Raw genomic sequence first — 5,571 nt, 5'->3', positions numbered from 1 at the left:
CCGAGCCTAGGCGAGGCACCGAGTGTTGGGGCAAGAGCCCTTTGGTTACTTTGGGCTGGGCCGGCACTCCGGCTTTTCCAAAGTGACCCGCCGTAAGGGCGGAACCATAAGCCGCCGTTACCCAAAAAATGGATATGTACACCGATAGACCGCTATCGCAGACAAGCCAGCTCCCACAGTTTGAACCGGTTGTATCAGTGAACATTGCGAAATGTTTCATCGAATGCGAAACTGACGTAATTGTGAATACTTATCATCTAGCCCCGCCGCCACCCACCCCACGCATCCTCATCATCGAGGATGACGTCGAACTGTGCACCCATCTCAGCAACCACCTCAGCCGCCGTGGCTTCGCCTTGAACAGCGCCCATCGCGGCGATCAAGGCCTGGACATGGCGCTGCATTCGCCGGTCGAGCTGATCCTGCTGGACATCATGCTACCCAACGAAAGCGGCCTGAATATCCTCGCGCGCCTGCGCCACGAGCGTGGTACGCCGGTGATCCTCATGTCGGCCCTGGGCGCCGAGCAGGACCGCATCACCGGCTTCAGCCAGGGCGCGGATGATTACCTGCCCAAGCCGTTCAGCCTGGCCGAACTCGACGTGCGCATCGACGCCTTGCTGCGCCGCGTAGCGATCGATTGCGGGACACGCGCACCGCCGTTGGCGGCGCGTCCATCAGCATTGGCCTTCGACAGTTATGCAAGGGACGTCAGCTGCAATGGCGTTAACGCCGGGCTGACCTCTTCTGAGTTCCGCCTGCTGTGTACGCTCCACGAGCACCACGGCGAGGCGCTGACCAAGGCCTTCCTCTATCAGCACGTGCTGCATCGGCCCTACACCCGCCTGGACCGTGGCCTGGATGTGCATGTGTGCAACCTGCGGCGCAAACTCGTGGCCATCGATGTTCAGGGCCTGCGCATCGACGCCGTGCGTCACCAAGGCTACGTGCTGATGGTCGACGGCGCCTGATGCAGCGTCGTCACCCACTGCTGTGGAAAATGGCGCTGCTGCAAGTGGGCTTCTGCGTGCTGCTGGTGTGGCTGGTGTGGAGCTGGGGTTTGCAGGTGGAGCGCAACACCTACTTTCTGGAAGCGCCGGACCGCATCGCGTTGGCCGCGTATGCCGCCGAGGCTGAGCAGGTTGCAGCCACTGGCGATGCCGACGCCGTTGAGCGCTGGCGCCTGGCCTTGCAGCAGCGTGAACACACCTGGGTCGCCGTGCTGGATGACTACCTGCACAGCCTCGGCACCACGCCGCTGAATGCCGAGCAGGTCAGCCACCTGACCTTTATGCGCAAGCTCAGTTGGCCGATGAGCAAGCGCCTCGACGATGAACTGCCCTACGTCAGCATCGCCTTTCCCCAACACCCCGAACGCGGCCGGCTGGTGATGCAATTGCCCGAGCGCCTGTTGCCACCAGGGCTCACGCCGTGGACCCACGTGTTCACCCACGGCGTGGTGCCGGTGCTGCTGGCACTGGGCCTGGGCTTGCTGCTGTACCGGCATCTGGTGCAGCCGCTGAATGAACTGCGCGAGCGCGCCAATGCGCTGAGTGCGGGCGACCTGGCGCCGCTGGCCAGCAGCAGCGTGACCCGGCGCCCGGATGAATTGGGCGAGTTGGCCCGCGCCTACGAACACATGGCCGAGCGCCTGCGCCAGAGCCTCAACCAGCAGCGCCAATTGCTGCGCACCTTGTCCCATGAGATCCGCACTCCGCTGGCGCGCTTGAAAATCGCCAGCGACAGCGGCCTGCCGCCCGAGCAGTTGCAGCAACGCCTGTCTCGCGAAGTTGAGGAAATGCGCCGGCTGGTGGACGACTCCCTCAACCTGGCCTGGCTCGACACCGAAAAGCCGCGCCTGGATGCCGAAGAGGTGGTGGTGGCCTCGGTGTGGGAAGCCCTGGTGCAAGACGCGCATTTCGAAACCGGCTGGCCGCTGGAAGCGTTGGTGTGTGAACTGGACAGCACCTGCCTGCTGCACGTGCACCTCAACAGCTTCGCCCAGGCCCTGGAAAATATCCTGCGCAACGCCATCCGCCATTCGCCGTACAACGGGGTGATCCGTTTGAGCGGCCAGCGTGAAGGCGATCACTGGTGCCTGGTGATCGAAGACCAGGGCCCGGGCGTGGCCGAGGCCGATCTGGAGCGCATCTTTGAAGCCTACCTGCGCCTGGACGGCACTGTCGGCAGCGGCTTTGGCCTGGGCTTGAGCATTGCCCGGCGCGCCATCGAATTGCAGGGCGGGGCGCTGTGGGCCACCTGCGGCAGCCAGGGCCTGCGCATGCACCTGCGTCTGCCGGCGGCAAATGTTTAGAAAGTTAAGTTGCTTTACTCGTTATTGCATCTGATTATCATCTGCGATCTTTGATGGCCCGCCGCTATCGGTCGGGTTGACGTTTGGAGATCGCCCCATGTTCCGCTTGTCCCTGCTTGCCGTGAGTATTTGCAGTGTGTTGCCCATCGCCGGTTTCGCCGCCGAGGCCGAAGCGCCCGCGCAGATGGAACTGCCGACCCAGACCGTGTTGGGCACCGCGCAGGAAGAAATCAAGCAGATGCCCGGCGTGTCGATCATCACCGCCGAGGACATCAAGAAGCGTCCACCGGCCAATGACCTCTCGGAAATCATCCGCACCATGCCTGGCGTCAACCTCACCGGCAACTCCAGCAGCGGCCAGCGCGGCAACAACCGCCAGATCGACATCCGTGGCATGGGCCCGGAAAACACCCTGATCCTGGTGGACGGCAAACCGGTGAGCAGCCGCAACTCGGTGCGCTATGGCTGGCGCGGCGAGCGGGACAGCCGGGGCGACACCAACTGGGTGCCAGCCGATCAAGTGGAACGCATCGAAGTCATCCGTGGCCCGGCCGCCGCGCGTTACGGCAACGGCGCGGCGGGCGGCGTGGTCAACATCATCACCAAGCAACCCGGCAGCGAGACCCACGGCTCGGCGACGATCTACCACAACTTCGCCCAGCACAAGGAAGAGGGCGAGACCGAACGCATGAACTTCGGCCTCAACGGCCCGCTCACCGACAACCTCAGCTACCGCGTCTACGGCAATATCGCCAAGACCAACGCCGACGATGCCGACATCAACAGCGGCCACGAGTCGACGCGCTACGGCAACCAGATCGGCACACTGCCAGCGGGCCGCGAAGGCGTGCGCAACAAGGACGTCAACGGCCTGCTCAGCTGGAAAATGACCCCTGAGCAAACCCTCGACCTGGAGGCCGGTTTCAGCCGCCAGGGCAACCTCTACACCGGCGACACGCAGAACACCAACAGCAACGCCAGCGTGAAAAGCATGCTCGGCCATGAGACCAACATCCTCTACCGCGAACACTACGCGCTGACCCACCGTGGCGAATGGGATTTCGGCAGCAGCCTGGCCTACCTGCAATACGAAAAGACCCGCAACAGCCGCATCAACGAAGGCCTCGCGGGCGGCACCGAAGGCATCTTCGCCAACACCGATTTCTACACCACCACCCTGCGCGACCTGACTGCCCACGGGGAAGTCAGCCTGCCGCTGCACGCCGGTTTCGAGCAGGTACTGACCCTGGGCACCGAGTGGGTCGAGTCCAAGCTTGACGACCCGAGCGCCAACACCCAGACCACCACCGCCGGCGGCAGCGTGGCCGGGCTGAGCAGCACTAACCGCAGCAGCACCTCGTCGTCGCGGATCTTCTCGGTGTTTGCCGAAGACAACATCGAACTGCGCCCCGGCACCCGCCTGACCCCCGGCCTGCGCCTGGACCACCACGATATCGTCGGCGACAACTGGAGCCCGTCGCTGAACCTGTCTCAGGTGCTCACCGATACCCTGACCCTGAAGGCCGGCATCGCCCGCTCGTACAAGGCGCCGAACCTGTATCAGCTCAATCCCAACTACCTGCTGTACAGCAACGGCCAGGGTTGCTACGGCTCGACCAAGAGCTGCTACCTGCAAGGCAACGCCGACCTTGAGGCGGAAACCAGCGTCAACAAAGAGCTGGGGATCGAGTACCGCAACGCCGGCGTGGTCGCGGGGCTGACGTACTTCCGCAATGACTACAAGAACAAGATCGAGTCCGGCCTGACGCCGGTGGGCACCGCCACTGGCGGCACGGGCACCACGGCCGGGGCCAACGTGTTCCAGTGGGAAAACGTGCCCAAGGCACTGGTCGAAGGGCTCGAAGGCAACCTCACCTTGCCGTTGGCCGATTCGCTGACCTGGACCAACAATTTCACCTACATGCTGCAATCGAAAAACAAACAGACCGGCGATGTGCTCTCGGTCACGCCCAAGTACACCCTCAACTCGATGCTCGACTGGCAGGCCACGCAAGACCTGTCCCTGCAAGCGAACGTGGCCTGGTACGGCAAGCAGACCCCGAAAAAATACGACTACCACGGCTACCGCGTGACCGGCTCGTCGAACAACCAACTGTCGCCGTATGCGATTGCCGGCGTGAGCGGCACCTATGCCATCACCAAGAACCTGAGCCTCACGGCCGGCGTGGACAACGTCTTCGACAAACGCCTGTGGCGCGAAGGCAATGCCCAGGGCGTGAACAATATCGACGGTGCGGGCGCGGCGACTTACAACCAGTCCGGGCGGACCTTGTTCACCAGCCTGACGGCGTCGTTCTGATGCGCCGGGGGATTTTTCTGGCGCTGCTGTTTACCTCGTTCGTCTACGCCAAGCCGGCACCGGACCAACTGATGGACGCCCCGGTGTTGCGTGAAGCCAGCGACTACAGCTTCAGCACCCTGGAACTGGACTCCGCCGACGGCGCGCGGCACTACCGCATCTGGCTGGGGCGCCCGCTCAAGGTCAGCGCGGCCAACCCGGTCGCCTACCTGCTGGACGGCAACGCGGCCATGGCGGCGCTGGACACTGAACTGCTTAACCGCCTGTCCCACAGCGCCACGCCGCCAGTGCTGGTGGCGGTGGGGTACGCCACACCGCTGCGCATCGAACGCAACGCGCGCACCTTCGACTACACGCCGCGCGTGGGTGAGGGCGCCCAGCGCGACCCACTGACCGACGTGGCCAGTGGCGGCGCGGAGCAGTTTCTCGACCTGCTCACCCAGCAGATCCGCCCGCTGATAGACCAGCGGTTGGAGGAGAAGCCCAAGCGGCAGCTGTTGTGGGGGCATTCCTATGGCGGCTTGTTGGTGCTGTACACCCTGATGACCCGGCCGGAGGCGTTTGACGAGTACGCGGCGGCCAGCCCATCGTTGTGGTGGAACGGCGGGGTGATTCACACCGAAGGCTTGGCGCAGCGCTTGAAGGGCAAACATCCGACATTGCTGATGATGCGCGGGGATGAGGAGCCTGCGAGCCCGTCCAGGCAGGTCGGGCCGAAAGGGGATGGGGCGGCGAAGAAACTGCTGGCGGATTTGCAGCGGGTGGAGGGGTTGAAGGTGCGGTATCAGGCATTTCCCGGGTTGGGGCATGGGCCGATGTTGGCGGCGTCACTGCGCTATACCTTGGAACACCTAAGCCAGCCATAGCGCAATTCAAAATGTGGGAGCTGGCTTGCCTGCGATGGCGGTGGATCAGTCACTGATGTGCAAACTGACTC

General features: G+C 63.7%; 4 protein-coding genes. All 4 read left to right on the top strand.

The window, feature by feature from the left end; all coding sequences use genetic code 11:
• The first annotated feature begins 242 nt into the window (after positions 1–242).
• The 4 genes from NUV89_RS27055 (at position 243) to NUV89_RS27040 (ending at position 5,500) form a co-directional block, all read left to right on the top strand.
• A complete protein-coding gene (locus tag NUV89_RS27055) occupies positions 243–971 on the top strand; it encodes a response regulator transcription factor (protein WP_257783724.1) in 729 nt (242 codons plus the stop codon).
• The gene (locus tag NUV89_RS27050; RefSeq protein WP_257783723.1) at positions 971–2,314 is read left to right on the top strand and encodes a sensor histidine kinase; all 1,344 of its coding nucleotides are present in this window, start codon (positions 971–973) and stop codon (positions 2,312–2,314) included. Before NUV89_RS27055 ends, NUV89_RS27050 begins: the two co-directional genes overlap by 1 nt.
• A 97-nt stretch (positions 2,315–2,411) precedes the next feature.
• On the top strand, positions 2,412–4,634 hold the full coding sequence (locus NUV89_RS27045; RefSeq protein ID WP_257783722.1) for a TonB-dependent siderophore receptor: 2,223 nt from the start codon (positions 2,412–2,414) through the stop codon (positions 4,632–4,634).
• On the top strand, positions 4,634–5,500 hold the full coding sequence (locus NUV89_RS27040) for an alpha/beta hydrolase (RefSeq protein WP_257783721.1): 867 nt from the start codon (positions 4,634–4,636) through the stop codon (positions 5,498–5,500). The genes NUV89_RS27045 and NUV89_RS27040 overlap by 1 nt, the downstream gene beginning before the upstream one ends.
• Positions 5,501–5,571: the final 71 nt, after the last annotated feature.

The sequence above is a fragment of the Pseudomonas sp. 18.1.10 genome, assembly GCF_024655625.1.
Taxonomy (GTDB): domain Bacteria; phylum Pseudomonadota; class Gammaproteobacteria; order Pseudomonadales; family Pseudomonadaceae; genus Aquipseudomonas.
The sequence above is the reverse complement of the archived record's forward strand: the minus strand, read 5'-3'. Positions and strand labels throughout refer to the sequence as shown.

Excerpts from the sequence above, each read along its gene's own strand:
- NUV89_RS27045 (WP_257783722.1), top strand. The coding sequence starts at position 2,412 with ATGTTCCGCTTGTCCCTGCTTGCCGTGAGTATTTGCAGTGTGTTGCCC.
- NUV89_RS27050 (WP_257783723.1), top strand. The coding sequence starts at position 971 with ATGCAGCGTCGTCACCCACTGCTGTGGAAAATGGCGCTGCTGCAAGTG.
- NUV89_RS27040 (WP_257783721.1), top strand. The coding sequence starts at position 4,634 with ATGCGCCGGGGGATTTTTCTGGCGCTGCTGTTTACCTCGTTCGTCTAC.